The organism is Williamsia sp. MIQD14 (genome assembly GCF_051025635.1).
Taxonomy (GTDB): domain Bacteria; phylum Actinomycetota; class Actinomycetes; order Mycobacteriales; family Mycobacteriaceae; genus Williamsia_A.
Genome location: NZ_JBPFDG010000002.1, coordinates 805,961 through 830,526, shown reverse-complemented (window position 1 = coordinate 830,526; position 24,566 = coordinate 805,961). Strand labels below are relative to the sequence as shown.

At 68.1% G+C, this 24,566-nt stretch carries 24 protein-coding genes and 4 tRNA genes; 19 read left to right on the top strand and 9 right to left on the bottom strand.

What is annotated here, in order from left to right:
- Positions 1-18 precede the first annotated feature (18 nt).
- From ACQ7HM_RS11415 to ACQ7HM_RS11405, 3 genes are all read left to right on the top strand, one after another.
- Positions 19-1,686: an ATP-binding protein gene (locus tag ACQ7HM_RS11415; protein ID WP_434216366.1), complete on the top strand. Its 1,668-nt coding sequence runs from the start codon at positions 19-21 to the stop codon at positions 1,684-1,686.
- Positions 1,686-2,357, top strand: coding sequence for a response regulator (locus tag ACQ7HM_RS11410; protein WP_434216365.1), 672 nt, complete (start codon positions 1,686-1,688; stop codon positions 2,355-2,357). The genes ACQ7HM_RS11415 and ACQ7HM_RS11410 overlap by 1 nt, the downstream gene beginning before the upstream one ends.
- A gap of 76 nt (positions 2,358-2,433) precedes the next feature.
- Positions 2,434-2,721 carry a hypothetical protein gene (locus ACQ7HM_RS11405; RefSeq protein WP_434216364.1) on the top strand — a complete coding sequence of 96 codons (288 nt, stop codon included), beginning with the start codon at positions 2,434-2,436 and terminating at the stop codon, positions 2,719-2,721.
- A gap of 23 nt (positions 2,722-2,744) precedes the next feature.
- On the opposite strand, the gene ACQ7HM_RS11400 is transcribed toward ACQ7HM_RS11405, so the two are convergent.
- A tRNA-Lys gene (locus tag ACQ7HM_RS11400) sits at positions 2,745-2,817 on the bottom strand.
- Positions 2,818-2,861: 44 nt separating this feature from the next.
- The gene (locus ACQ7HM_RS11395; RefSeq protein WP_434216363.1) at positions 2,862-3,557 is read right to left on the bottom strand and encodes a TetR/AcrR family transcriptional regulator; all 696 of its coding nucleotides are present in this window, start codon (positions 3,555-3,557) and stop codon (positions 2,862-2,864) included.
- Positions 3,558-3,658: 101 nt separating this feature from the next.
- Here ACQ7HM_RS11395 and ACQ7HM_RS11390 point away from each other — a divergent pair, with 101 nt between their 5' ends.
- From ACQ7HM_RS11390 to ACQ7HM_RS11370, 5 genes are all read left to right on the top strand, one after another.
- Positions 3,659-5,188: a DHA2 family efflux MFS transporter permease subunit gene (locus tag ACQ7HM_RS11390; protein ID WP_434216362.1), complete on the top strand. Its 1,530-nt coding sequence runs from the start codon at positions 3,659-3,661 to the stop codon at positions 5,186-5,188.
- A 115-nt stretch (positions 5,189-5,303) separates the two neighbouring features.
- Positions 5,304-5,376, top strand: a tRNA-Glu gene (locus tag ACQ7HM_RS11385).
- Positions 5,377-5,437: 61 nt separating this feature from the next.
- Positions 5,438-5,514 (top strand) — tRNA-Asp (locus ACQ7HM_RS11380).
- A 43-nt stretch (positions 5,515-5,557) separates the two neighbouring features.
- Positions 5,558-5,631: transfer RNA gene (locus ACQ7HM_RS11375), tRNA-Phe, on the top strand.
- Positions 5,632-5,796: 165 nt separating this feature from the next.
- Positions 5,797-7,077 (top strand): hypothetical protein, encoded by a 1,281-nt coding sequence (locus ACQ7HM_RS11370; RefSeq protein ID WP_434216361.1) that lies wholly within the window; start codon positions 5,797-5,799, stop codon positions 7,075-7,077.
- Positions 7,078-7,397: 320 nt separating this feature from the next.
- On the opposite strand, the gene ACQ7HM_RS11365 is transcribed toward ACQ7HM_RS11370, so the two are convergent.
- Both ACQ7HM_RS11365 and ACQ7HM_RS11360 read right to left on the bottom strand, forming a co-directional pair.
- Positions 7,398-8,351, bottom strand: a complete 954-nt coding sequence (locus ACQ7HM_RS11365; RefSeq protein ID WP_434216360.1) for a GTP pyrophosphokinase — start codon at positions 8,349-8,351, stop codon at positions 7,398-7,400.
- A gap of 59 nt (positions 8,352-8,410) precedes the next feature.
- Positions 8,411-9,121: an endonuclease/exonuclease/phosphatase family protein gene (locus tag ACQ7HM_RS11360; protein WP_434216359.1), complete on the bottom strand. Its 711-nt coding sequence runs from the start codon at positions 9,119-9,121 to the stop codon at positions 8,411-8,413.
- A gap of 51 nt (positions 9,122-9,172) precedes the next feature.
- Between ACQ7HM_RS11360 and ACQ7HM_RS11355 the strand changes: the two genes are divergently transcribed.
- Entirely contained in the window at positions 9,173-9,475 is a 303-nt protein-coding gene (locus ACQ7HM_RS11355; protein ID WP_434216358.1) for a putative quinol monooxygenase, read from the top strand.
- 37 nt (positions 9,476-9,512) lie between these two features.
- Here ACQ7HM_RS11355 and ACQ7HM_RS11350 read toward each other — a convergent pair whose 3' ends face one another.
- On the bottom strand, positions 9,513-11,123 hold the full coding sequence (locus tag ACQ7HM_RS11350) for an MFS transporter (RefSeq protein WP_434216357.1): 1,611 nt from the start codon (positions 11,121-11,123) through the stop codon (positions 9,513-9,515).
- Positions 11,124-11,167: 44 nt separating this feature from the next.
- On the opposite strand from ACQ7HM_RS11350, the gene ACQ7HM_RS11345 reads away from it, so the two are divergent.
- Entirely contained in the window at positions 11,168-11,887 is a 720-nt protein-coding gene (locus tag ACQ7HM_RS11345) for a TetR/AcrR family transcriptional regulator (protein ID WP_434216356.1), read from the top strand.
- Between the two features lie 156 nt (positions 11,888-12,043).
- Here the strand turns inward: ACQ7HM_RS11345 and ACQ7HM_RS11340 are convergent, their stop codons facing one another.
- On the bottom strand, positions 12,044-13,285 hold the full coding sequence (locus tag ACQ7HM_RS11340; protein ID WP_434216355.1) for a sensor domain-containing diguanylate cyclase: 1,242 nt from the start codon (positions 13,283-13,285) through the stop codon (positions 12,044-12,046).
- Positions 13,286-13,334: 49 nt separating this feature from the next.
- Positions 13,335-14,333, bottom strand: a complete 999-nt coding sequence (locus ACQ7HM_RS11335; RefSeq protein WP_434216354.1) for an NADP-dependent oxidoreductase — start codon at positions 14,331-14,333, stop codon at positions 13,335-13,337.
- A 163-nt stretch (positions 14,334-14,496) separates the two neighbouring features.
- On the opposite strand from ACQ7HM_RS11335, the gene ACQ7HM_RS11330 reads away from it, so the two are divergent.
- Complete coding sequence (locus tag ACQ7HM_RS11330; RefSeq protein WP_434216353.1) at positions 14,497-15,084, top strand: TetR/AcrR family transcriptional regulator; 588 nt, start codon at positions 14,497-14,499, stop codon at positions 15,082-15,084.
- Here the strand turns inward: ACQ7HM_RS11330 and ACQ7HM_RS11325 are convergent.
- Entirely contained in the window at positions 15,081-16,499 is a 1,419-nt protein-coding gene (locus tag ACQ7HM_RS11325) for a Na+/H+ antiporter NhaC family protein (RefSeq protein WP_434216352.1), read from the bottom strand. The two genes, ACQ7HM_RS11330 and ACQ7HM_RS11325, sit on opposite strands and share 4 nt — an antisense overlap.
- A gap of 96 nt (positions 16,500-16,595) precedes the next feature.
- Here ACQ7HM_RS11325 and ACQ7HM_RS11320 point away from each other — a divergent pair, with 96 nt between their 5' ends.
- From ACQ7HM_RS11320 to ACQ7HM_RS11310, 3 genes are all read left to right on the top strand, one after another.
- The gene (locus ACQ7HM_RS11320; protein ID WP_434216351.1) at positions 16,596-17,678 is read left to right on the top strand and encodes a spore photoproduct lyase family protein; all 1,083 of its coding nucleotides are present in this window, start codon (positions 16,596-16,598) and stop codon (positions 17,676-17,678) included.
- A 135-nt stretch (positions 17,679-17,813) separates the two neighbouring features.
- Positions 17,814-18,260: an SRPBCC family protein gene (locus tag ACQ7HM_RS11315; protein WP_434216350.1), complete on the top strand. Its 447-nt coding sequence runs from the start codon at positions 17,814-17,816 to the stop codon at positions 18,258-18,260.
- Between the two features lie 99 nt (positions 18,261-18,359).
- Positions 18,360-19,079, top strand: a complete 720-nt coding sequence (locus tag ACQ7HM_RS11310) for a GAF and ANTAR domain-containing protein (protein ID WP_434216349.1) — start codon at positions 18,360-18,362, stop codon at positions 19,077-19,079.
- On the opposite strand, the gene ACQ7HM_RS11305 is transcribed toward ACQ7HM_RS11310, so the two are convergent.
- On the bottom strand, positions 19,046-19,630 hold the full coding sequence (locus ACQ7HM_RS11305) for a TetR/AcrR family transcriptional regulator (protein ID WP_434216348.1): 585 nt from the start codon (positions 19,628-19,630) through the stop codon (positions 19,046-19,048). The genes ACQ7HM_RS11310 and ACQ7HM_RS11305 overlap by 34 nt on opposite strands.
- Before the next feature lie 64 nt (positions 19,631-19,694).
- Between ACQ7HM_RS11305 and ACQ7HM_RS11300 the strand changes: the two genes are divergently transcribed.
- Genes ACQ7HM_RS11300 through ACQ7HM_RS11280 form a run of 5 tightly spaced genes read left to right on the top strand, consistent with a single transcriptional unit; the run spans position 19,695 to position 24,313 of the window.
- On the top strand, positions 19,695-20,954 hold the full coding sequence (locus tag ACQ7HM_RS11300) for an acyl-CoA dehydrogenase family protein (protein ID WP_434216347.1): 1,260 nt from the start codon (positions 19,695-19,697) through the stop codon (positions 20,952-20,954).
- Positions 20,951-21,787 carry an SDR family NAD(P)-dependent oxidoreductase gene (locus tag ACQ7HM_RS11295; RefSeq protein WP_434216346.1) on the top strand — a complete coding sequence of 279 codons (837 nt, stop codon included), beginning with the start codon at positions 20,951-20,953 and terminating at the stop codon, positions 21,785-21,787. Before ACQ7HM_RS11300 ends, ACQ7HM_RS11295 begins: the two co-directional genes overlap by 4 nt.
- Positions 21,788-21,795: 8 nt before the next feature.
- Complete coding sequence (locus ACQ7HM_RS11290; protein ID WP_434216412.1) at positions 21,796-22,536, top strand: SDR family oxidoreductase; 741 nt, start codon at positions 21,796-21,798, stop codon at positions 22,534-22,536.
- On the top strand, positions 22,533-23,621 hold the full coding sequence (locus ACQ7HM_RS11285; RefSeq protein WP_434216345.1) for a phosphotransferase family protein: 1,089 nt from the start codon (positions 22,533-22,535) through the stop codon (positions 23,619-23,621). Before ACQ7HM_RS11290 ends, ACQ7HM_RS11285 begins: the two co-directional genes overlap by 4 nt.
- Positions 23,618-24,313, top strand: a complete 696-nt coding sequence (locus ACQ7HM_RS11280; protein ID WP_434216344.1) for a histidine phosphatase family protein — start codon at positions 23,618-23,620, stop codon at positions 24,311-24,313. Before ACQ7HM_RS11285 ends, ACQ7HM_RS11280 begins: the two co-directional genes overlap by 4 nt.
- The last annotated feature ends 253 nt before the right edge of the window (positions 24,314-24,566 follow it).

Sequence of the window (24,566 nt, the reverse complement as noted above, 5' to 3'; positions counted from 1 at the left end):
GGTGCCTACCCTTTTCGGATGAAGCTGCGCAACCAGGTGTTGGTGCTGCAGATCGTCGTCATCGTGCTGAGCCTGGGCGTCGGGTTCGGTGTCCTCATCTCCGGTTCCGGTGACCGCCTGCGCGACGAGTACGCGCAACGCGCATTGGCCATCGCGCGGTCGGTTGCCAGCGATCAACAGGTCCGTGCGGAGGTCACCCGCTACTCGCGGCTCACCCCGGGTGCTGTCGACCCCACTCGCGCCGCCCTGCAGGACGGTCCGCTCGAGCAACAGGCGCTGGCCGTCGCCGCCCGCACCGGTGCGCTGTTCGTCGTCATCGCCGACGACCGCGGCGTGCGACTGGCCCACCCGGAGGTCGACAAGCTCGGACAACCATTGAGCACCGATCCCTTCCGCGCGCTGTCGGGATCGGACGACCTCGCCACCGAACGCGGCACCCTCGGCGAATCGGTGCGGGCCAAGACGCCGATCCGCGGGTCCGACGGGCGCATCGTCGGGCTGGTGAGCGTCGGCATCTCGACCGAGCAGGTCCGGCGTGACATCCGCGGTGACATCGTCACCACCACCGCGCTCGCCGCCGCCGCCCTGCTCGTCGGCGTCATCGGATCGGTACTGCTGTCGCGCCGCTGGCGCAGGCTCACCCTCGGCCTCGAACCCGACCAGCTGTCTGAGTTGGTTCGGGAGCAGGAGGCGGTGCTGCACTCCATCGGCGACGGCGTGGTGGCTGCGGACGCCCGCGGCATCGTGCGGGTCGTCAACGACAGGGCGCGTGACCTCCTCGCCATCACCGGCGACGTCGGTGACCGCATCGACGACATCGGCCTCACACCACGGGTTCTGGAGGTCGCCCACGATCCGGTCGAGACACCGCGCGCGGCGGCGGTGGGCGATCGCATCGTGTTGGTGAGCTCGAGGCGGGTGCGCCGCGACGGCCGCGACCTCGGCCTGGTGGTGTCGGTGATCGACCGCACCGATGTCGAGGGACTCACCCAGGAGGTCGCCTCGATCAAGGCGATGACCGACGCGTTGCGTGCGCAGCGCCACGAGTCGGCGAACCGGATCCACGTGGTGTCGGGTCTGATCCGGCAGGGGCACGCCGACGCCGCGCTGGAGTACCTCGACGAGGTCGCCGGCACCGGACGCTTCGCGATCGAGACGCCCGGACTCGACAACGTCGCCGAACCGCATCTGCGCGCGTTCCTCGACGCCAAGGCCGCGTCGGCCCGCGAGCACGGCGTGACGCTGGTGCTGGGGCCGCAGACCTGGATCGACGGGGAGCTCACCTCGCCGGTCGACGTCATCACCATCGTCGGCAACCTCGTCGACAACGCGATCGACGCGGCGAGCACCGGCAGCCGTGAGCCACGGACGGTCGAGGTCGAGGTGGTCGCCGACGGCGACACCGTGCACGTCACGGTGAACGACAGCGGCGACGGCATCGAGTTCGACGACCGGGACGAGGTGTTCGTCGAGGGCGTCACCAGTCATCGCGATTCGACCGTCCCCGGTGGCCGCGGCATGGGTCTGGCGTTGTCACGTCAATCGGCGCGCGGTCACGGTGGCGACGTGACCATCGGCGACCCCGGTGGCGAGGTGTCCGGAGAGAACCCGTTGGGTGGAGCGGTGATGGTGGCGCGGGTTCCCGGTGTGTTGCGGGTGCTCAGCACCGAGAACGGGGGGACGTGATGGCCAGAACCGAGTTGTCGCTGTTGGTGGTCGACGACGACTTCCGCGTCGCGGCCCTGCATGCCTCCATCGCCGACGCGATGATCGGCTTCACCACGACCGCACGCGTCGGGAGCGTGGCCGAGGCGCGGACCGCGCTCGTCGACCATCCGGAGATCGATCTCGCCCTCGTCGACGTGCACCTGCCCGACGGGTCGGGCATCGAGCTGATCCGTGAGATGCGCTGCGACGCCTTCGTGGTGACCGCGGAGGACAGCGCCACCGCGGTGCGGCACGCACTCACCGCCGGCGCGCTGGCCTATCTCATCAAGCCGTTCGAGAACACCGAGCTCGCGCGACGCCTCGCCGGCTACGCGCAGTACCGGCGCATCGTCGAGGCCTCCAGCCTGGTGCAGTCGCAGGTCGACTCGGCCATCGCGACGATGCGCGGCGAACGCGTCACGGCACCGCGCTCGGAAGAGATGTCGCAGACCGAGCAATCGATCCTCGCGGCGGTCACCGAGGCCGACGGGCCGGTGTTCGCCGATGAGATCTCGGTGTCGGTGGGGATCTCACCGCCGACCGCACGGCGGCACCTCGCCACCCTGGTGGCTGACGGGCGACTGGCCATGAAACTGCGGTACGGGACCACCGGTCGCCCGAAGCAGGAATACAGGCTGCCGGAGCAGTGATTGCAGATGTCGGATGTTCGTATGCTTTCTCAAATTATCCGTACAAAGGCGCGGGAGATTGGGACATACTCCACATGTGTCCCCGATCACGCTCACGACAACCTCGACTCTCGAGGTCGAGATCTGTCCGCTCTGCGAGCACCGCGTTCGTCGCGACCCCTCGGCCCTGATCGACCGGCCGATTCTGCGCACCCTCTATCGCTGGAACCGTGCCGTCGACGACGCCGTCGAGCGGGTCACGGACTGGTTGGCGTTTCACGGCGACGCTCACATGTCGTGCTTCTGCGACGAGATCTCCGCCGGCCGGGGATTCGGGTGGAGCGGTGAACTCTGCGACTGCTGCCACCCCAGCCACGCGCACTGACGCGAGAGTCCTCCCGGAAAGAGTGCCCCCAGTAGGGCTCGAACCTACGACCTGCGGATTAAAAGTCCGTAGCTCTACCAACTGAGCTATAGGGGCTGGTGCCTGCGGCGAACCGAGGCACGAGGGAGTTTACAGACGGCTCAGCGGGTCCGGCACCGTGCGGCCTGCGCGTCGCGGATCTGCGCATCGGTGAGCGCGGGGACCGTCACCGTGTGGCGCTGCCCGTCGGCTCGGATGCTGTCGAGCATGAGTTCGAGGTACCGCCGCCACGTGCCCGGCGCGGTCGACTCGGTGACGTCGGCGACCGCCGACAGCATGGTGAAGAAGGCGAAGAAGTCGGTCCGTTCGATCTCGGGACGCAGCACGCCTTCGTCGACCCCGCGTCGGTGGACCTGCTCGATGAGGGTGGTCATGGCCGTCTTGGCGGTCTCGATCGCCGGCGCCGTGTGGTCGATGCGCATCATCACCGAGGCCAGGCCCCGGTCGCCGGCCATCGTCTCGCCCACGTAGGTGAACAGCGTGACCACGCTCTCCCAGGTGTCGGGCGACTCGAGTGCGGTGCGCAGGCGCGTCGCGACGTCGTGCAGGTGCTCGACGAAGACGCCTTCTATCAGTTGGTCGCGGTTGTCGAAGCGGCGGTAGACGGTTCCCACGCCGACGCCGGCGTGGACGGCGACATCGTCGAGCGTGACCTCGAGCCCCCGTTGCGCGAACAGCTCACGAGCTGCGGCGATGATGCGCAGTCGGTTGCGTTCGGCGTCGGCGCGGAGCGGCTTGGCGCAGGTGGGCGCCTGGTCCGCTGTCCGCTCTGTCCGGGTCGCATCCGCAGTGGTCATGATCACAGCGTATCAAGTGGAGCCAGAATCTCCACTTAGTGCTAGCGTGATCTTCGTAACCGGAGGCAATACCTCCGCCTAGCTACTCGTTCGGAGAAGTCATGACCACATTGACGAAAGACCTCGACGCCGACGGCGCCGGTGACACGGAGAAAGGGGAGAACGCGGGGGAGCGCCACCACCGGCTCCGCTGGGTGATCCTCGGTGTCCTCGCGCTCGCCCAGCTGATGGTGGTGCTCGACGCCACCATCGTGAACATCGCTCTGCCGCATGCGCAGTCGTCGCTCGGCTTCGACAACGCCGACCGGCAGTGGATCGTCACGGCCTACGCCCTCGCCTTCGGCAGCCTCCTGCTCCTCGGCGGCCGTCTGTCCGACATCTTCGGTCGGCGCAACACCCTGATCATCGGTCTCGTCGGCTTCGCCGTGATGTCGGCGATCGGCGGCGCCGCGGTCAACTTCGAGATGCTCGTGATGGCCCGTGCCGGCCAGGGCGTCTTCGGTGCGCTCCTCGCACCCGCGGCCCTGTCGCTGCTGACCACCACGTTCACCGACCCGAAGGAGCGCGGTAAGGCCTTCGGCATCTTCGGCGCGATCGCCGGCGGTGGCGGTGCCATCGGCCTGCTGCTCGGCGGCATGCTCACCGAGTGGGCCGACTGGCGCTGGTGCCTCTACGTGAACCTGGTGATCGCCGCGATCGCCCTCGTCGGTGCGCTGCTGTTCATCGGCCACAACAAGGCGGCGGTCCGCCCGCGTCTGGACATGCCCGGTGTCGTCACCGTCTCCGCGGCCCTGTTCTCGATCGTCTACGGCTTCTCCAACGCCGAGACCAACGGATGGGCCGACTGGGCCACCATCACCTGGCTGGTCGCCGGTGTCGTGTTGCTCGCGGTGTTCGTCACCCTGCAGGCCCAGACCGCACACGCCCTGCTGCCGCTGCGCATCGTTCTCGACCGCACCCGCGGCGGGTCGTACCTGGTGGTGTTCATCGCCGGCATCGGGATGTTCGGCATCTTCCTGTTCCTCACCTACTACCTGCAGCAGAACCTCGGCTTCAGCCCCATCAGCACCGGACTCGCATTCCTGCCGATGATCGGTGCCCTGGTGCTCACCGCGACGATGTCGACGGCGGTACTTCTGCCCCGATTCGGGCCGCGCTGGTTGATGACGATCGGCATGCTCGTCGCCGCCGGCGGCATGGTGTACCTGACGCAGCTGACCGAGACGAGCTCGTACGCCTCGGACATCCTTCCCGGGTTGATCGTGATGGGTCTCGGCATCGGTTCGTCGATGGCGCCGGCCATGCAGGGCGCGATCTCGGGCGTCTCCGCCGAGGACGCGGGCGTCGCGTCGGCCACGGTCAACACGATGCAGCAGGTCGGCGGCTCGGTCGGCACCGCGCTGCTCAGCACCATCGCCTCGAGTGCCGTCGCGAGCTACCTCACCGACCATGCGTCGGCGGTGGCCTCGAACCCGGCGTACGCAGGTCAGCTCGCCGCCGTGCACAGCTACACCACGGCGTTCGGTTGGGCTGCCGGCATCTTCGCCGCCGGCGGTGTGATCGCCGCGCTGCTGGTCCGAAGCGGCAAGCTGCCGGCCACGCCCGAGGGTGCGGCAGTCGTCCACGCCTGACGCCTCTGGCGCCAGGGCCCGGGGTCGCCACGGCGGCCCCGGGTCCTCTGGTCAGCGGATTTGAGAAAATTCCGGCCGATGTCCTAAGCTCATCTGGCTCCCCACGGAGATACTGGCCCCCTTCGTTTAGCGGCCTAGGACGCCGCCCTTTCAAGGCGGTAGCGCGGGTTCGAATCCCGTAGGGGGTACGCTGATCCGGCGTTCGAGGTGACAACTCGAGATACGCCGGAGCACGTGTTGTACAAGCAAGGCCCTGTGGCGCAGTTGGTTAGCGCGCCGCCCTGTCACGGCGGAGGTCGCGGGTTCGAGTCCCGTCAGGGTCGCCAGGTTTCTGGTGATCAACCGGAGGTCGGTGCATCGGCACCATCCGGCCAGGTAGCTCAGTTGGTACGAGCGTCCGCCTGAAAAGCGGAAGGTCGTCGGTTCGATCCCGACTCTGGCCACCCATTGTTTCTGCAGGTCAAATGGTTTCTCCACGCCTCGGCGGTCAGCCGCGCTGCTCATCGATTGCGATGCGGGCTGCAGCCCGCAACACAGCGTGAACCGTTCTTCTGTCGGCCGCTTGGTCAGTTGTCTGCCTGAGTAACGATGCTGTTTGTCTGTACGACATGGATTCCGTGAACGACGGCGGGCAGGGTGCGACCGATGGCGGCGGAACCTCGTCGCGCACCAAACGAACTCCGACGATCGCGGTGTGGGTCGTGACCCTCGCCGCTCTGGGAGGTGTGGTCGCTGCGGTGCTGGTGTGGCCGGAACCTGATCCGCAGGTGACGTCGTCACCGTCGACGAACGGCAATGCATCCACATCCACCGTGTCGGACCCGAAGGCCGCGATCCCCGGCTGCGACGAGGTCGTGGCGACGTCCGCTCCCGGCGAAGAGACCTCCAGAATGGCAATCGGCGAGGACGTATACGACAATCCCCGGTTTCCGTGGTTCACCAGCGCCAAAGCCACCGCGATGTCGGATGCGCTCAAGGGTCTGCTACCCGCGGGGGCCGAGCTCCAGTTCGGCAGAGTGACGGAATCGTTTGTTTTCCAGCCCATTACCGATTTCGGGGACCCGGATCCGACAGGATCGACCAACGCCTACGGCTCGGTGATCAACGGCGACGCCCGCGGCCGCGTGCAGGTGTATGTGCAGAAGACCTCGGCTCCTGTGCCGCCCTGTGTGACAGGGCAACTCGATGAGCGCCGCACCCTGCCGGACGGGACTGTCGTCGACGTTCGCGAAACGCGGCGCCAAGACGACGGTGAACAGACCATCGCTCGTTCGGTGGACGCCTATGTGGCCGACGGATCCTGGATCGGGGCCACCGCCGACGACAGGATCGGTGAAGACGAGAAGGAGCGTAGCGGCAAGCCCCCGTTGACCATCGACGATCTGGTGCGCATCGTGAGCAACCCCCGACTGCGCGTCAGCACCACCGTCCCCCCGGGCACGCCCGCGCCGCGCGAGGAATGTCTCGGCTTCTACGGTGGGTCGATCGGTCCGGTTCTCACTCGCGACCAAGCCTCCAGGCTCGACAGCGTCCTCGAGACGATTGACTTCGGGGGCCGCAAACCGCTTCCTCTACAACCCAGCAACTCGACGAACCATGCACTGTGTACGAGCGTTCCGTCGATAGGCGCGGACGCGAAACTCGACATCTCGATCGCGGGCGGCCAGTCCGCACCAATCGCGGGGCGTCCCGATCCGACGGACGGTTACCGCGGAACGACCAGGAGACTCGCCGACGGGTCCATCGTGCAGACGACATTCGACTCCGTCGTCGTGACGCGACCCGACGGAACCCAGGTTTCGGTGACCGCCGAGATTTCCTCGCCCGCTCAGGTGCCGGCCGACGGGATGCTCGAATCCATCGCGCTGACGCCCGGGTTGACACCGTGATCGCGCTGGCGCGACCCCTCCGATGGCACGCGCGTAGCGCTGGTGAACCCGAGTCGTGACGACTCCAAGGTTCCGGTGGTGCGACTGTCGAAAGCCACCGCGATGACGAACGCCGTGGACGAACTGAGTCCGCCTCGATCTGACGGGTCGGCCGCTTCCCCGCCAACTCAGCCGGCTCGGGACTCCGGCCGGTGCAGAACCGAAGCGACGGGGCGCGATCTCATCTGGCAGCTCTGCGTCATTGCGGGCAGCAAGTGATGCCGACTATCGCCGATGGCATCACTGGGATGGATAAGTGATGCCATCCAGGGGACTCGCCATCACTTCGGTTGACCGTTCTGCGTGAGCCGCCCCAGCCGATAGCGGAGTTTCGGTTCGCGATCCCTGTCCGAGGTCATCCCCGCGGTCCGTTCGATGTGGTCGTCGCCGAACCGGGCGAGCAGCAGATCGTCGACCAGTCGCACGTGCGTGGGCGCGAACTTGTAGTCCATCGCCGAGATGACGGCGTCGACGTCGGCGGCAGCCAGGAACTCGTCGAGGTCGTCGCGCACCGTGATGCCGTTCGCGGCGAGCAGCGTGACGAGCCATTCGTAGGCGTTCGCGCGGGCCGGACTGATGTCGGGCAGCGCGTTCGTCAGCACCTCCTGCAGGGTGCCGATCTCGATCTCCTCGGTGGCGCGAGCGTGCGCGAGGTCGTTCTTGTGGAGAGTGTCGACCTCGGCGAACTGCGCGTCGGCCAATTCGATCAGTCCGGCGGCGAGCGTGAAGGCGCGGTCGATGGGAGCCGAAGACGTTGTGCGCGAGCCCTTGTAGCGGATGCCGTGCTCGATCTCGGCCCACGCGTGCTGCAGGACGGTGCGGATCTGCACCTCGAAATCGAGGTCGTCGTCGGCGCGGAGGATCAGATGGGTGCCCGCGTACCCGAAGGTGCCGGCGCTCTGCGTGACCGAGGTCTTGTCGACTCGCTGCCGCACCTCGAACGTCGAGGTCAGGGCCTGCTCCACGCGGTCGATGTCCGACGTCAGGTACGTGATCACCCGCACGCCCACCAGGTCGGTGACCTCGCGCAGTGGGTCGGTGAACATCGGCGCGCCGGATTCGTCGAGTCGAGCGAACTTGCCCGCCGCCGAATCGGGCTCCTTGGTGCGGGATTGGACGGCGTGCACGGCGATGTACGACTCGGTGAGTCGCAACGTCACGGCCCGTTCCATCTCCGCGGTGGCCTGCTGGAACCGTCCGAAGTCGCGAAGGTAACGGTCGATCGCCGAGGTCATCTGCGCTCCTTCCTTGATCAGACGAGTCTAGGAGACGTGGCGCTCCGTGGAGCGCGGCATCACGCGCGCGTCAGCGTGCACATCACTCCCGAATGGTCGCTCAGGCGTACCTCCGGCGATGTCCCTGACCAGGTGCGCAGGCCGGCGCAGGTCAGATCGGATGCGACATGGTCGATCAGCGGACCGTGCTCGACGTCGCCCGCGGTGTGCACGGTCCATCGGCCGAGCACCTCGGCGAGTCGAGACGCGACCCGTACCGGCTGTCGCACCCGGGGCACGCGCTGATTCATGTCGCCGGCGATCACCACGGGGATGTCCGCGTCCAGGCCCGACACCAGTGCTTCGATGTGGTCGAGACACTCGAGGTGCTCGGACCACACCGCGGCGTCTTTGCGACCGGTGGAGACATGGGCGTTACTCCACGGAATACACACGGCGAGAACGCGGATCGGCCCTGCGGGTGTGGTCGTCATCGCGGTCACGACGCGCCCGGCCCCAGCTCCGGTGGTGATGCGTTCGACGTCGGTGAGCGGCTGCTGAGACCACAGAAGCACCTTGCGGCGATCGCGCTCGCGGCCGTACCCCCAGTCGTCACCTCCGTCGGCGACGTGGCCGCCCTCGGCAAGCAGTCCGCGGCGTCCCTCCGTCACGACCAGGACATCTGCGTCGGTGTCTGTCAGACGCTGTCGGATCAGCTGTCCACGACGGCTGCCGACGGTCGCCCAGGCGGTGTTCCACGTCGCGACCGTGATCTCGGGTGTGCGATCCATGGTCGCACTCTAGATTCCGCTGCGCCGAGCGCGACACGGCACCATGGAGGCATGACCATCCTCGTTCTGCTCGAACTGCACCTCGATCCCGCTCAGCGCGACGCCGCGCCCGACATCATCGACGAGACCCTCGTCGCGACCCGCGCGTGGCCCGGGAACGAGGGGATCGAGGTCGTGGTCGACGACGACGATGCGTGCCACGTGATGGTCGTCGAGCGGTGGGCCAGCACCGCCGATCACGCCGCATACGCGGAATGGCGCCTGACCCCTGAGGGTGCGAGCCGCCTTCGGGACATCGTCGCGGCGGCGCCGGTGAAGACCGTCTGGTCGACCACCATCCCGCTGCGCGACTGACCCGCCTGGGCCACGAGCCACCCACGGACCAGCGCCGTCACGCGAGCGGCAGCTTCACCGAATCCGTGTCTTGCGAGGGGGTTTCGACGCTGTGTTCGTCGTTCTCCGACTCCGGGGTGCCGGGGTGGGCGGGCAGGAAGACGAGCGTGAGCACGGCCGCGACGGCCGTGACGCAACCGGCGACGATGCATCCGGTGGCGAAGCCGTCGACGAATCCCGAACGGGCGATACCGGCGAGTTGCTCACCGGCGCGGGCGCCGGCCTCCCCGAAACGCTCGGCGGCGATCCGCGACGCCTCGAGGGCGGCGCCGATGGAATCGCGTGCGGGATCGGTGAGCTGGCTCGGTAGTGCGAGCCCGTCGAGCTTCTCCCGGTAGACCGACAGGGCGACCGATCCGATCACCGCGACGCCGAGCGTCCCGCCGAGTTCGCGGGTCGCATCGTTGACCGCGGAGCCCATCCCGGCCTTCTCCGGGGCGACGACGCCCATGATGGCCTCGGTGGCCGGAGCGCTGGTGAGGCCGATCCCGGCGCCGAGGAAGATCATCTGTCCGGCGATCACGAGGTAGCTCGTGTCGGTCCCGACCGTCGAGGCCCAGATGAAGGCGACGCTCAACGAGAGCAATCCGAACGCCACGACCAACTTCGAACCGATGAAGACGGCGATCCGCGGACCCAGCAGAGCGGCCATCGCCAGCGAACCCGCCACCGGCAGCATGCGGAGTCCCGTCTCCAGCGCGCCGTAGCCGCGGACGGACTGGAAGTACTGGGTGACCAGGAAGATGAAACCGAACAGCGCAAAGAACGCGGCGGTCACCGCGCCGCTCGCGGCCGTGAACCGCATGTTGGCGAACAGGCGTACGTCGAGCATCGGGTGTTCGACGCGTATCTCCTGGACGACGAAGGCCGCGAGAAGGACTGCTGCGGAGACGAATCCGACGAGTGTCGCCGTCGAGGTCCATCCGCGGTCCGGCGCCTCGATGATCGTGTAGACCAGGGCGCCCAGCGCGACCGTGGACAGGACGAGCCCCACGAGGTCGAGGGGTGGTGTCGACGGATCGCGGGAGTCCGGCACGAACCGGAAGGTCAGCACGATCGTCACACCCGCGGCGACGGCGCCGAACACCAGAATCGATCCCCACCAGAAGGATTCGAGCAACGCACCGCCCACGACGGGTCCGACGGCGACCGACATCCCGGTCGCGGCGCCCCAGATGCCGATGGCCGTGACCCGCTCGGACCGTTCGGTGAAGACGTTGGTCAGAATCGACAGGGTGACCGGGTAGACGACCGCGGCCGCGACTCCGGCCACCGCACGCCAGGCGATCAGCATGTCGGGGTTCTGGCTCCACGCCCCGGCCAGCGACGCGACCAGCGAGACGGTGAGTCCGAGGAGTAGGAAGCGTCGTCGACCGAAGCGGTCACTGAGCGACCCGGCGGCCAGCACCAGGGCGGCGAACGCGAGGTTGAACGCGTCGACGATCCACAGCAGGTCCCGTGTCGTGGCGCCGAGTTCGGTCACCAGCGACGGCAGGGCGATGTTGACGATCGTCGTCGAGACGTTGACGACGAACACCGCGAAACACAGCGCGATCAGCACCGCGGTCTTGTTGGTCGCCTGAGCGGAAGGACCCCCGAGGAGTGGCATAACGAAGTTCTATCACGCCCTCGGGGCCGTGTCATCATTGGCGTGTGACCGAACAGCACGACACTGCGACCGATGCGCGGCCGCAGACCGTTCCCGAGAGGTTGGTCGCAACGACGATCGAGTTGCTGGCGCAGGTGGGTCCGTCGGAGATGAAGGTGCGTCGGATCACCGAGGCCGCCGGCCTGTCGACGATCACCGTCTATCACCACTTCGGCGGCGTGGCCGAATTGTTGACCGCCGTTGTCTCCGAGGGGTATCGAGCGCTCGCCGCGGCGATGGAGGACGCAGAGCACTGTGACCCCGACCCCGGTGCGCAACTGTTCGGCATGGCCCTGTCGACCCGACACCTGGCGCAGCGAAACCCGCATCTCTACGACTTGATGTTCGGGCTGTCCACGCGTGGGACCTACCGCTCGGTGACGCCCGCGGCCGAGAACGTGGTGGCCGAACGATTCGCCGCCGGCTACGACATCCTCGCCTCGGCATGTCACCGACTGGTCGAGTCCGGGCGCATCTCGGTCACCGATGGCGACCAGGTCGCCGCCCAGTTGTGGAGCTTCGTCCACGGTTTCGTGACGCTCGAGGGGGCGGGGCACTTCGCCCGCTTCGCCAACCCGGTGGCCGAGGTGCTCGCCCCGATGGCCATCAACCAATTCGTGGGGATGGGCGACGAACGTGCGCGCGCCGAGGCGTCGGCGGTGATAGCGCTGCACTGGTGGAACACCGAGGGGCCCGGCGCATCGGGAACCTACGCGATCAGCTGATCATCCGTCGGGAACGCAGTTGTCGGTCGTTCCTGACGTCACGGCGGTCCGGGTTCTCGGGAGCGCGGTCGGAGGTGTTCCACTCTCAGCCCGGGGTCGACGATGAGAACACCCGCAGGTGGCGTGGCGCGGATCGGTGAGACCCGAAGCCGCCGATCAGCCCGCGGTGGCCACGTCGTCGGCGCGGGACTTGTCGGCGTACATGTGCTCGTCCGCGGCACGCAACAGTGCGGTGTGGTCACCGTCGGCCGACCAACTCGATCCCACCGACGCCGCGATGGTGATCGGGGCGGGCACCGAGGGAAGGCGATGGACGCCGGTGACCGCGGACTTGAGGGCAGATCGATAGAGCTCGATGTCGGGGCCGGACGACCGCGACCGGACCAGCACCACGAACTCGTCTCCGCCGATACGGCACGCCAGATCAGCCGGATCGATCTCATCGGCGATGCGGCGTGCCACCGCGACGAGCAGCTCGTCCCCGGCGCCGTGACCGTAGGTGTCGTTCACCCTCTTGAAGCCGTCGAGATCGAGAAACAGCAAGCCGAGGGGGCCGCTCGTGTGTCCGTCGATCTCGGCCATCAGGCGGTGTCGGTTGCCCAGACCGGTCAGAGCGTCGGTGACGGCGAGCCGGGCGAGTTCGTTCTCGGCGGTCTTGCGGCGGGTTATGTCCTGGATCTGCGCGATGATGATGCCCTCGCCGCCGGTACCGCGCACGACAACCGCGTTGCGCTGCACCCACACCACACTGCCGTCCTTGCGCAGGTACCGCTTCTCGGACTGGATGTGGGTGCGGCTCCCGTCGAGCAACTGGGCCAGATGACGGTCTGCGGACTCGACGTCGTCGGGGTGGGTGATGTCCCGAAAGGTCAGCTGCCGCAGCTCGTCCGCGGTGTACCCGGTCAGTGCGCAGAGGGCCTGGTTGACCTGTAGCCAGTGGCCGTCGGTGCCGACCACGGCCTGGCCGATCGCCGCGTGGTGCATCGACGTCTCGAACAGTGAGACCGCAGCGTCGCGGGCACGCTCGGCCTCCACCCGTCGGGACACATCGGCGACGTGGACGGAGAACCCCCGCACGCGGCCGTCGACGATCTCGGGAACATAGGTGGCCTGGGTATACCGCGTGACACCGTGCACGTCGACGAGGGTGCGGTCGAACTGCTGCGGTTCGCCCGCGAGCACGGCCTCGATGTGCGGTCGGTTCAGTTCGTACACCTCGGGGCCCAGGACGTCACGGATGTGCATCCCGCGCGCCTGCTCGGGGGTGAGACCGAAGTACTCGACGTAGGCCTCGTTGGCGGCGAGGTTGCGCAGATCGGCGTCCCAGTACCCGATCAATGCGGGGACGCTGTCGATGACCCGGCGAAGGATGGCGGCGTCGGAAACGCTCTCGTCCACGGCCGTCCCCCTCTGTGTCGCTCGAGGTGATGATCCCACAGCGCCGACGTCAGTCGTGGGTGATGACCACCTTGCCCGCGGTGGTCTTGCCCGCCTCGACGTGGGCGAGCGCGTCGAGGGTGTCATCGAACCCGAACACCGAATCGACGATCGGGCGCAGGGCCCCACTGTCGTACAGCGCGGCCAACTCGGCGAGCCGGGCACCGTCGGCGTGCATGAAGAAGAACCGGTAGTCGACGCCGTTCTTCTTCGCGGCCTTGCGCACGCTCCGGCTCACGGCGGACAGCACCCACTCGAGGGGCTTGGGGGCACCGAGCTGCCGCGCGAAACCCGCGTCGGGTGGGCCGGTCACGCCGAGGGCGAGACCGCCGGGCGTGAGGACGGTCAACGACTTCAGGAGGTTCTCGCCGCCGACGGCGTCGATCACCAGGTCGTACCCGGAGACGACGTCGGCGAAATCGGCCGTGCGGTAGTCGATGACCTCGTCCGCGCCGAGGCTCGACACCAGGTCGATCGATGACGCTCCGGCGGTGGCCGCCACGTGGGCGCCGAGGTGGTGGGCCAGCTGCACCGCGGTCGACCCCAGACCGCCCGCACCGGCGTGCACCAGCACTCTCGACCCCGGGCCGATGTGTGCGGTCTCCACGAGCATCTGCCAGGCCGCGAGCGCGACGAGGGGCACCGCGGCGGCCTCGGTGAACGTCAACGACGCCGGCTTGTGGGCGACGTCGCGCTGGTCGATCGCGATGTACTCGGCGAAGGTGCCGATCCGCAGATCCCGTGGACGCGAGTAGATCTCGTCACCGACGGCGAAGGCCGTGACGTTCGCTCCGACCTGCGTGACGGTGCCGGCGACGTCGTGGCCCAGCGCCAGCGGGAACCGGTACTTGAGCAACTGCTTGAACGTGCCGCTGCGGACCAGCATGTCCAGCGGATTCACGCTCGCGGCAACGACTTTCACGAGGACGTCATCGGGTCCCACGGTGGGTGCGGGGATGTCGGCGGCGTGGACGGGGCGCTTGTACCCGTCGATCACGAACGCCTTCACAGCGTGAGTGCGTCGTCGGCCATGGCCTCGACGGTGTCGGGGGTGGTGCCGCGGGCCGCGGAGCCGGTCATGACGTTCTCCTCGAGGGGTGTGCGGATCGGTGTCATCGGCGACGGTAGCGGAGCCGCTCGCATCTGTAAACAGATCGGTGTACTTTACGAGGATGACCTCGACGACCTCGACCGCCACGTCGGGCGTGCGCGACCGGATACTCGGCGCGGCGATGGAACTGTTCTATGTCGACGGCATCAACGTCACCGGCGTCGACCTCGTCGCGTCGAGGGCGCAGGTGTCGAAGCGGACCCTGTACAAATACTTCCCCAGCAAGGTCAACCTGGTCGAGCAGTACCTCGCCCGGCTGGTGCAGATCGCGCTCGAGCCCTGGGAGGCCGAGGCCGAAGGGCCCCGCGACCGGCTGATGGCGTTGTTCACCGTCCCCGAGCGGGGGACCGGGCGCATGCGGGGATGTCCGTTCCACAACGCTGCGGTGGAGGCGGCCTCGGCGATGCCCGAGATCGCGGACTTCGTCCACGAGCAGAAACACGCCTTCGCGCAGGCGATCATCGGGCTGTGTCGTGATCTCGGTGTGGCTGATCCCGACGTGCTGGGCCTGCGGATCGCCCTGCTCTACGAGGGAGCCGCCGCGCTGTCGACGTCGCTGGACTCGGTGGAGCCCTGGCGACAGGCACGTTCGACCGTCGAGTTGTTGCTCGAGGCCGCAGATCCCGCGGGCGACGGGTCGCCGCGCTAGCGGGTCCCGAGGTAGATCATCGCGGTGTACAGGACGACCGCGGGGACGAGTACCGCCCAGCCGGTGATCAGGATGTTGCGGACCCCCGCCGAGCGGCACAGTCCCATCACACCGAGCATGTTGACGTTGGGCAGCGGACCGTAGGTGTCGGCCTTGGATGCGAACAGCAGGACGACCACCCACACGCCCGAGCCGATCCCGGCGGCTGCGGCCAGCTCGCCGAACACCCTGTCCACCAACACCACCTGCGCGGCCGAGGCCCCCGGGACGCCGACCCAGCCGATGAGGGCGACGGTCATCGCGAGCAGGAATGGCGACAGATGCGCGATGTCGGTGCCGTAGGAACCCAGCACCACCGAGAACGGGTTGATGCGGGCGATCGCGGTGAACAGCACCGCGAGTCCGAAGAACAGGACGAACAGCCACGCGAGGGCGGCCGCGCCCCGGAACGCACTCGTGACGAACGCCTTCGGCGACATGCCGGCCCCCAGGGCGGTGGCCACCGCCATGAGCGGGAGCGCGACGATCGGCAGCACGATACCCGCGGTGGTGACGGTCGCGACGACGAGCACGACCGCGAGGGTGACGGCGAACGCGATGGTCGCGCGGGTCGCGCGGCGGTCGTCGCCGGTGTCGGTGGGGAGGGCGACGAGCTCGTCGGGGGCGTAGTGGTCGTCGAGGTCGCGTGTGCGGCGCTGCATCCACGGCACCACGATCATGCCGACGGCGAGCGACACCGCGGCGAGCGGTCCGCCGCCGTGGAGCAGGTAGCCGAGGTAGCCGATGTCGGCGGCGCCCATGATCGCGATGTTCCCGGACGCGAAGGGTGCGACCGCGAAACCGGCACAGCCGCCGATGAATATCGCCGAGGCGGTCGCCGACCGTGTGAGTCCGGCCCGCGCGGCGATCGGCAGCAGCACCGGGACGGCGACGGCCAGGGCCCCGGCCAGCGTGCCCAGTGCACCGACCAGGAGCAGGCAGGTCACCATGATCCCGGCCCCGACGGCGGTGGGGTTCGAGGTGCCGACGAACCGCATCGCTGCGGTGACGATCGCCGCCGCTGCACCGGTCGCGCGGAGGATCTCCGCGAGCGCCCCACCGAGCAGGATCACGATGCCGATGACGGTCACCTGATCGGTCGCGGCCTCGGTGGCCATGTCGAGTGCCGTCCGTGCCCCGGGCAGCAGGATCAGCAGCCCCGAGACGACCGCGACGGCGGTCGCCCGCAGGATCGGCATGCCGAGCGCGGCGAGGAGCCCGTAGAGCACGATCGGCGCGAACCCCCACAGCGTGGACGTCTCGACGGTCACCCCGACGATCAGCGAGACGGTCAGGCCGGCCACCGCCACCCCGGTGGGGAGGCGGCGCATACGTCGCAGGTCAGACCCGGTCGAGCCGGTGAGGGTGTTCTGCACGCGAGGACGATATCCCTCAAATCGGTCATGGGCGTCACAGTCGACGATTCCCCTCGCCGGAAGGATCCGTCGTCCGCGAACGTTCTGGATGAGGAGATGCTTGTCACCCCCACCCGGATCTGGACCCCGTCACGTGTCGTCGTGACTCGTTCGGCGTCCGAACTCCCGCACACCGCCGAGATCCTGAGGCGGTGCGAGGCCGCAGGTGTGTCCGACATCGACGTGCTGTCCGGTGACCGGCTCACCGGTCTGCGCGGCGGGTCCGAACGCGAGACGTACGCGATCGCCAAGAAGACGCTTGCCGTGGTCGTCGCACCGCCCAGTGTGCTCCGGCCGCAACCCATCCCGCCGAGCGCTGACTGGCGGATCGATCTCGCGAAGGGCTGCCCGGCGCACTGCCAGTACTGCTATCTCGCAGGATCGCTCTCGGGTCCACCGGTCACGCGCGTGTTCGCCAATCTCGACGAGGTGCTGGCCGGTATCGGAACCCACGCCGGGTACGGCAGAATCACCTCGGGCACGGCCGAGCGCGGCCACGAGGGAACGACCTTCGAACTGTCCTGCTACACCGACCCGTTGGGGATCGAGCACGTGACCGGCTCGCTGGCCGAGGCGATCACTCGCGTGGGGGCGGGGGAGTACGGCGACGGGGTGTCGCTGCGATTCACCACCAAGTTCGACGATGTCACCGACCTCCTCGCGCTCGACCACCGTCGGCGCACCCGGGTGCGGTTGTCGGTCAACGCCGACGACATCGCCCACCGTTTCGAGGGCGGCACCGCGCGGATGCCGGCGCGCATCGATGCGCTCCGACGACTCGCGCAGGCCGGCTACCGGGTGGGACTGACGATCGCGCCGATCATGCCCGTCCCGGGATGGCGTGAGCAGTACGGTCGCCTGCTCGCCGATGTCGCCGCTGCCGTGCGCGACGTCGACGACCTCGATCTCACCGCGGAGATCATCACCCACCGGTTCACCGCGTCGAGCAAGGACGTACTCCTGAGCTGGTACCCCGGTACGAAACTCGAGATGGACGAGGATCTCCGGACCGTCAAGCGCACGAAGTTCGGTGGCGCCAAGTACGTCTACCCCCGCGAGACGATGGTGGAGATGAAGTCGTGGTTCACGCGAGAACTCGACGCGGTGTTGCCCCAGGCGCACCTTCTGTACTGGACGTGACGACCATCGACATCGACGGCGCCTGAGGTCAGGTGACCGCGTCGGTACTGTGGATGGTGGTCCACCGGTGGGTTCAGCGAATCAGCCCGCTCCCGACGATCATCGGATCGTCACACCGACTCATCGGAGCCCACCATGCCCACCGTCTCACGCACCTTCTCCGTCACCGCCGCGCCCTCCCGCGTCGTCGAGTACCTCTCCGACTTCGGCAATGCGCCGCAATGGGATCCCGGCACACAGACCTGCACCCGCAACGACGACGGTCCGATCCGCGTCGGGTCGAACTGGCACAACGAGTCCAAGATCGCCGGTGTGAGTACGGAATTGACGTACACGCTGAAGACGCTCACCGCCGACACCATCGTGTTGGTCGGTACCAACGACACCGCGACCTCGACCGAGACCATCACCGTCCACCCCGACGGCGGCGGCAGCGAGGTCACCTACACCAACGAGATCGAGCTGCAGGGGATGGCCAAGATCGGCGCCCCGGCGATGAAGCTCGTCTTTGAGAAGGTCGGCGTCGACACCGAGAAGCAGCTCACCGAGGTCCTCAACGGACTGGCCGGCCCGCAGGGCTGATCGGCCTCACCCGCCAGGTCGACGGTGGGATGCCCACACCGCGGCATGTCCCGGTCGATACAGTTCGCTGCAGTGAGCAGTGTCGACCGAGGATGTGGGATGGGCGAGGAAACGACAACGAACGTGCACGTGGCGATCGCCGAGGTCGCCCGGCGTCTGCATTCGGCGGAGGACCGGCCGGCCGAGGCGGTTCTCGGCGACGTCGTCGGCGGGGCGCTCGACCACGTGCCGGGGGCCGAGGCCGCGAGCATCTCCATCACGCACGGCCGCAACGCGCTGACCACCGAGTTCTCCACCGATCCGCTGGCTACGCGGCACAACGAGATCCAGACCGCGCACGGTGAGGGTCCCTGCCTCGCCGCGGCGTGGGAGGAGGCCGTGGTCCGCATCGACGACCTGTGGGAGGACGACCGCTGGCCCGGCTACGCGGCCGAGGCGCGTTCGGCGGTGCCGTTCCGGTCGATCCTGTCGTTCCGGCTCTACACCGCCGACGAGAAGTTGGGGACACTCACGCTGTACTCCCGCGTCCCCGGCAACTTCGGGATCGACGTCGAGGAGATCGGGCTCGTGTACGCCGCGCACGTCGCGAACGCGTGGATTGCGCGTGAGCGCAAGAACCAGTTCACCAGCGCCCTGGCCAGTCGCGACATCATCGGTCAGGCCAAGGGGATGATCATGGAACGCTTCGGCATCGACGCCGTGCAGGCGTTCGAGTTGCTGCGCCGCCTGTCGCAGGACAGCAACGTGAAGCTCGCCGATCTCGCTCGACAGTTGGTCGAGACCGATCACCCCGCCCGCGAGGAGTCGTCCCGCTCCTGAGTCGTCACGTTCCGCAGGGCCTCGAGTGCGGCGACGCAGTGGGCGACCTCGTCGTCGATCGTCACGCGGTCGGGTGCGGCGGGATCCGACCACTGCAGAGCCCGGTCCTCGACGTAGGCCGTCCACGCGTGGATGAGCGGGATCTCGCTCTCCGGCGCGCCGATCGACTCGGCGATCTGCCGGGCGAACGTGAGCCGCAGGCTCACCACCCGGTCGCCGCCGAGCGCCACCGACGCGGTCCCGTAGACCAGCGCGAGGTAGAAGTCGCGGCGTCGTTCGATCTGCTCGAGGAACCGTCGGACGAACTGTGTCGGCGCCGCCTCGGCGGTGGCGTCGGGATCGGGTGCGGTGGTGCGGAGCACGCGTCGCGTGGCGGCGTCGATGACGGCGTCGTAGAAGGCGCTCTTGCTGGGGAAGTAGTGGAACAGCAGTCCGCGCGAGATCCCCGCCTCGGCCGCGACGGCGTCGATCGACAGCTCGTGGATGGGCCGCTCGACGAGCATGCGCAGGCCCAGCCCGAGCAGTTGACGGCGGCGGTCCTCGGGGGACATCCGGCTCCGTGAAGGTGTCGACACGCTATTGAGCATCGCTCAACAGAACGCTACTGTGCAACCCATGGACCTCAGCCATTCACCGCGGGCCACCGATCTCCGCGATCGTGTCCGCTCCTTCATCGAGACCCACATCGAACCCGTGGAGCACGACCACCACCGCGAGATCGCCCGCCTCCGCAACGGTGGCGGCGACCCGTGGCAGCCCCTGCCGTTGATGGGCGAGCTGCAGACCAGGGCGCGCGCGGAGGGCCTCTGGAACCTCTTCCTGCCCGCCGGCCACGAGATGCACTACGCCGAGAAGTACGGCACCGACGGCGGCGCGGGCCTGAGCAACATCGATTACGCGCCGGTCGCCGAGGCGATGGGCCGGTCGTTCCTCGCCCCGCAGGTCTTCAACTGCAACGCCCCCGACACCGGGAACATGGAGGTGCTGCTGCGCTACGGCACCGATGCGCAGCGCGAGGAGTGGCTCGAACCGTTGCTGGACGGTCGGATTCGCAGCGCGTTCTGCATGACCGAACCCGACGTCGCCTCCAGCGACGCGACGACGATGGAACTCACCGCCGTCGCCGACGGCGAGGACATCATCCTCAACGGACGCAAGTGGTGGTCGACCGGTGTCGGCAGCCCCGAGTGCGAGATCCTGATCGTCATGGGCCTCACCGCCCCGGACGCCGACCGGCACCACCGGCACTCGATGGTGCTGGTGCCGCGCAACACGCCGGGTGTCGAGGTGGCGCGCATGCTGCCCACGATGGGGTTCTTCGACGAGCCCGGTGGCCACGGCGAGGTCACCTTCACCGATGTCCGCGTACCGCGCGAGAACTTCATCTCCGGCCCGGGCCAGGCGTTCGAGATCGCGCAGGGGCGCCTCGGACCGGGTCGTGTGCACCACGCGATGCGCGTCGTCGGCCTGGCCGAGAAGGCGCTCGAACTCGCGTGTCGTCGCGGCAGTGAGCGACTGGCCTTCGGCAAACCGATCGTGAACCTCGGCGGCAACCGCGAACGGATCGCCCAGGCGCGCATCGCCATCAACTCCACGCGCCTGCTCATCCTCGATGCCGCCTACAAACTCGACACCGGTGGGCCGTTCACTGCGCTCAGCGAGGTCGCGCAGATCAAGGTGGCGGCGCCACGCATGGCGCAGGAGGTCATCGACTTCGCGATGCAGATGCACGGCGGCGCGGGCCTGTCCGACGACTTCCCGCTCGCCGCGGCGTGGACGAATGCCCGCGCGCTTCGACTGGCCGACGGGCCCGACGAGGTGCATCTCGGGATGGTCGCCCGCATCGAGCTGGGTTCGTACGGGATGAAGCGATGAGCCGGCGCGTCATCGTCACCGGCGGTGCGTCAGGACTCGGCGCCGCCCTGGTGGAGCGTTTCGCCGCCCGCGGCGACCGGGTGCTCGTCACCGATCTCGCCGAGGAGTACACCGGCCCGCAGGGCACCACCTACCGCCGACTCGACGTCACCGACGCCGACGACTGGGCCGATGCCCGCGATCACCTCCAGGCCACCTGGGGTGGGGTCGACATCGTCGTCAACAACGCCGGCATCGCCGCGGGTGGACGGATCGACGTCGTGACCCTCGAGGAGTGGCGTCGCATCGTCGACATCAACCTCCTCGGCGTGGTGCGCGGGTGCCAGACCTTCGTCCCGATGCTCAAGGAACACGCGAGCGCCCAGAAGGGCACGCCGGCAGGACAGATCGTCAACATCGCGTCGATGGCCGGGCTCGTGCACCCGCCGGCCATGTCGTCGTACAACGCGGTGAAGGCCGGCGTCGTGGCGCTCAGCGAGACACTGTCGTTCGAACTCGAACCGTGGGGCATCGCCACCTCGGTGGTGTGTCCGTCGTTCTTCCGCACCAACCTCTCGTCGTCGCTCGCCGGCAGCGACGCGATGCTCGACCAGATCGCCGCGCGCCTCATCGACCGCTCCGACATGGGCGCCGACGAGGTCGCCGACGCCGTGATCGCCGGCGTCGACGCGCGTCGGCCGGTGATCCTCACCGACCGGGCGGGCCGGAAAGCGTTCTTCGCCAAGCGGTTCGCACGCCGCGCCTACACCCGCCAGATGCTCGGCATGTCCCGACGCATCCACGGGGCCACCGCCTCGGCCCCGACCACCGACAGCAGGGAGTCGACATCGTGAACTCGCCCATGACCACCCTCATCACCGGGGCGAGTTCGGGTCTCGGTGCCGAGATGGCGCGTCAGTTCGCCGCTCTGGGACATGATCTCGCGTTGTGCGCCCGTCGCACCGACCGCCTCGAGTCGCTGCGTGCGGAGATCCTCGCCGCGCACCCGGGCCGCCGCATCGAGCTCGCCGCGCTCGACGTCACCGACGACGAGGCCGTGTTCACCGTCTTCGCAGATCTCCACGCCCGTCTCGGCGGTGTCGATCGGGTGATCGTCAACGCCGGGTCGGGGTCGGGCGCCGCGCTCGGCACCGGCAAGCAGCACGCGAACCGTCGCACGGCGATGACGAACTTCGTCGGGGCGCTGTCGCAGACCGAGGCCGCGCTCGAACTGTTCCGCGCGCAGGGCCGCGGACACCTGGTGATGATCTCGTCGGTGTCGGCGCTGCGCGGGATGCGCAAGGCCATGACCACCTACGCCGCGACCAAGGCCGGTGTCGCCGCCATCGCCGAGGGCGTGCGGTCGGAGAACATCCGCGGTGTGGAGGTGTCGGTGATCTATCCCGGGTACATCCGGTCGGAGATGAACGACCACGTGGAGCAGAAGACGAAGCTCATGGTCGACACCGAGACCGGCGTGACGGCGATGGTGAAGGCCATCGAGAAGCGGGCTCACAAGGCGTACGTCCCGACGTGGCCGTGGCTGCCGGTGTCCCTCGCCCTCAAGGTGTTGCCGCTGTCGGTGGTGCGGAGGATGGTGTGACCGACGGTCACACCGGCGAGGTCGCCGGCGCCCGCCCGGTTCGTGACGAAGATGCCTTCGACGCCGGGGCCGTCGCCACCTGGCTGCGCGACAACGCACGGGATACAACAGGCCTGGACGTCACACCGGAGGTCCGGCAGTTCTCGGGTGGTGCCTCGAACCTCACATATCTGCTGCGCTACCCCGATCGGGATCTGATCCTGCGTCGACCGCCGGCCGGCCAGAAGGCCAAGGGTGCCCACGACATGGGCCGTGAGTACCGCATCCAGACGCAGCTGGCGCCGGTGTTCCCCCACGTGCCGACCACGATCGCGATGTGCGACGACCCGTCGGTGATCGGTTCGGAGTTCTACGTGATGGAGAGGCTCGTCGGCCACATCCCTCGTCGTGAACTGGGTGTCGATCTCGACCGCGAGCAGGTCCGGGCGTTGTGCACGAACGTGATCGACCTCCTGATCGACCTGCACGCGGTGGATCCCGTGGCCGCCGGCCTCGACGGCCTGAACCGCGGCGACGGTTATGTCGGCCGGCAGGTCAGCGGGTGGTCCGATCGGTATCGCAAGGCGCGGGTGTGGAACGTCGGCACCTTCGAGTCGGTGATGCGCTGGCTCGACGAGAACCAGCCCCCCGACAGCGGCAACTGCCTCATCCACAACGACTTCCGCTTCGACAACGTCGTGCTGGATCCCGACGACCCGACGCGCCCGATCGGTCTGCTCGACTGGGAGATGGCCACCATCGGCGACCCGCTGATGGATCTCGGTGGTGCGCTGGCGTACTGGGTGCAGGCCGACGACGGTCGCGTGTTCCGCGGCACGCGTCGGCAGCCGACACACCTGCCCGGCATGATGACCCGCCGCGAGGTGGTGGACTACTACTGCGACCGCACCGGGCGAACCCTCACCGATCGGGAGTGGGCGTTCTACGAGGTGTTCGGGCTGTTCCGGCTCGCGGTGATCGTGGCGCAGATCTGGTACCGCTACCACCACAAACAGACCACCAACCCCGCGTTCAAACACTTCGGGAAGCTGGTGATCCTGCTCGAGTTCCGTTGTCGCCGACTCATCCGGCAGGCCGGCAGGTGAAGCAGATCCTGCTGGTGCGCCACGGTCAGGCGTCGTTCGGGGCGCGTGACTACGACGCGTTGTCCGACCGCGGCCATCAGCAGGCCTACCTCCTGGGCCGCGCCCTGCACGTCCGGGGCGTGCGGCCCGACGTCGTGATCCACGGCGACATGACCCGACACCGCGAGACCGTCGACGGGCTGATCGGCGGCATGGGGCCGGCCGTCGCGCCGCCGGTCGACCTCGACGCCGGGTGGGACGAATTCGACTTCGCCCACGTGATGGAGGTGCACAAGCCCCTCTACCGGCATCGCGCGGTGATGGTCGCCGACCTCGCCCGCACCCTGAGGCCGCGGCAGGCTTTCGAGCAGGTGTTCACCGACGCCACCCTGCGCTGGGTGAGCGGCGACCACGACGACGACTACCGGGAGTCGTTCCCGCGGTTCACCGATCGTGTCCTCGGTGCCCTCGACAGGGTGGCGGCACGTTCGCCGGACCGGGGGATCGCGGTGGTGGTCACCTCCGGTGGACCCATCGCGCTGGCCCTCTCCCACGTCCTCGCCGGTGACGCATCGCTGTGGCCGACACTCAATCGCATCGCCGTGAACACCGCGGTCAGCAAGATCCTGCACGGCTCGCGTGGCCTGACCGTCTCGACGGTCAACGGCCACGAGCATCTCGAGTCCGACCCGGACCTGCTCACCTACCGCTGACCTGACTGTGTGGAAACGGTCAGTCGAGGCTGTGCTGGCTGTGTGGAAACGGTCGGGCGAGTGGTTGTGCTGACTGTGTGGAAACGGACGTTGAGTGTGCTGACCGCGCATCGTGAGCCGACGACGAGACAACGCACACTCGACGGTCGGCTTCCGCACCGTCAGCGGCAGTACAACACGACCAGAAACCGAGATACACTAACGTTCAACACTATTCACTGAAATCAACTCCCCACGCCTCGAACATCCGTGC